Source organism: Flavobacterium piscinae (assembly GCF_004122145.1).
Taxonomy (GTDB): Bacteria; Bacteroidota; Bacteroidia; order Flavobacteriales; family Flavobacteriaceae; genus Flavobacterium; species Flavobacterium piscinae.
In genome coordinates this window covers 1-1,998 of record NZ_SBKQ01000026.1, presented here as the reverse complement: position 1 = coordinate 1,998, position 1,998 = coordinate 1, and the positions used below count along the sequence as shown (strand labels likewise).

The window sequence follows — 1,998 nt, the reverse complement described above, 5'->3', positions numbered from 1 at the left end:
GCCCGGTGGTGTTATAAACAGTAAGTTTTTTTACCCCATCATACACAAAAGAAATTTGAGCCAGCTCACCCACAGGGTTTAGCAGTAGCTGCATTACTTTTTGATCGTGACTAGGTACACTCAAGGTGCAGGTTTGACCAATTTGAATAGGCGTAGTGCGGTTAGTGGTAGTGCCATCACCCAATTGCCCAAAGTTATTACGACCCCAAGCCCATAGGGTGCCTTGATTGTCAATAGCTAAGGTGTGCTCTCTACCGCATTTTACTTTAGCCCAATTAGTAGAGGTGCCTACTTGTGTCCAAACAGAAACAGAGGTGTTATTGCCAAAGCCTAATTGACCACTTGAGTTACCACCACATGTCCAGAGCGTGCCATTATTTTTGAGAGCCATAGAATGTCTACTGGAATCTTCAATACTAAGCCAATCAGTTGCAGAGCCACTTTGTGTTAAAGTATAGTAAATCGCTTGTGTTGAACCAAGACCCAAGTTTGCTACATTTTGACCCACTGCCCAAATTGAGCCATCATTTTTTCTGAATAAGGAACTACTCGGGCTAGGTATAGCTTGCAACCACTCACCATTAGGGAGTTGTGGTAGTTGCGTAGGAGTGCCTAAACCTGCAGCAGAACCCGTAGCCAATCTACCAGCCCCCCCCCCAAAAACCCCAAATAGTTCCGTCACTGCGACGAAGAAGGGTGTGAGCAAAAGAAGAGCGAATACTCTCCCAATCGGTGATGGTCGTATTTTGTGTGAAAGTAAAAACTTCGGTAGCACTTCCTAAACCAGTTTCTGCATTGTTAGCCTGTCCACAACCCCAAAGCGTTCCATCTGTTTTTTGGGCTATTACAAATTGGTCTCCTGCACTAACTTTACTCCAAGTAGTGCCCGGTAGTACTTGTGCGGGTGACAGTCTCCCTGTGGTGGTACCATCACTGAGTTGTCCTTTGCTGTTATTACCCCACGCCCAAAGACTGCCGTCTTGTTTGAGGGCATAGGTAGAGTTGGTACCTACGGTTACAAAAATCCAGTCGTTATCAGTACCAATTTGCGTAGGTGAGTTTCGATTAATGGTGGTTCCATCACCCAATTGCCCTTGGTCATTTAACCCCCATGCCCATAATGTACCATCATTTTGAATACCTAAACAGTGAAATCCACCACCGCTACCTTGTGAACCACTGGCAATTTGAATCCAGCATTGGGCTTGAAAATTAAGACTACTGAATATTGAAATGAAGAGAAGTATTTTTTTCATCATTTTAATTGTTAAACCTCACCCCAAGCCCCTCTCCAAAGGAGAGAGGAGGGTCGAAAATCGGATTGTTTTTAAATTCTTCTTTGGTTATACCGGGTTTTCCTTTCGTTTTTACGCGGTTTACCTTGTCTTGGTCAACGTAAAAGGTAAGGTCTCCTATGGTTCCTGTGATGGTAAAGGGAGCTGAAACAATTGCCATGGTTTTATGATTTAGGTTTTCAAATATCTTAAAATGATTTTGGATTTGCAAGGGGGGGTGTCGGTTGTCTGTTGTCGGTTGTCTGTTGTCGGTTGTCTGTTGTCGGTTTTCTGTTGTCGGTTTTCTGTTTTCTGTTATATGTGATGTTTTGCAGGGAGTTTGAGATTTGCTGTGAGGTTGAAAGCTTTGTAAATCAGGGAGTTGCAAACTTTAAAGAGTGCTAGGTTTAACCACGTATTTTACGAATTAAACGGATTGGTTGTGGGATGTATGTTTTATGTAATATATGAGTTTTTTGTGGAATATAGGTGTGTTGCCTGAAAAGTCAATCGGGATGTTGTGTGTCTATATCATTATTGTACCTCCTAAATGAGCATTAGCATCGAAGAAACAGTAGACGTCTAGGGTATTAATAAAAGGATGATAATCTTGTAAACTCATTTTTAATACAATTAAACGCTAAATAAAAGAACACAGATTTTTAAAATTGTAGAAATTTCAAAAATCCGTGTTCAGAAAATTTATTATTTTGATTGTTGGAAT

3 protein-coding genes are annotated in these 1,998 nt (G+C 41.3%); all 3 read right to left on the bottom strand.

What is annotated here, in order from left to right:
* Window positions 1-682 (bottom strand): RCC1 domain-containing protein (locus tag EQG68_RS14850; protein ID WP_394343620.1); only part of this gene is annotated, 682 nt, incomplete at its 3' end.
* A complete protein-coding gene (locus EQG68_RS14845; protein ID WP_164975476.1) occupies window positions 642-1,256 on the bottom strand; it encodes an RCC1 domain-containing protein in 615 nt (204 codons plus the stop codon). The genes EQG68_RS14845 and EQG68_RS14850, both read right to left, overlap by 41 nt.
* A gap of 4 nt (window positions 1,257-1,260) precedes the next feature.
* Entirely contained in the window at window positions 1,261-1,455 is a 195-nt protein-coding gene (locus EQG68_RS14840) for a hypothetical protein (protein ID WP_129465665.1), read from the bottom strand.
* Window positions 1,456-1,998 lie beyond the last annotated feature (543 nt).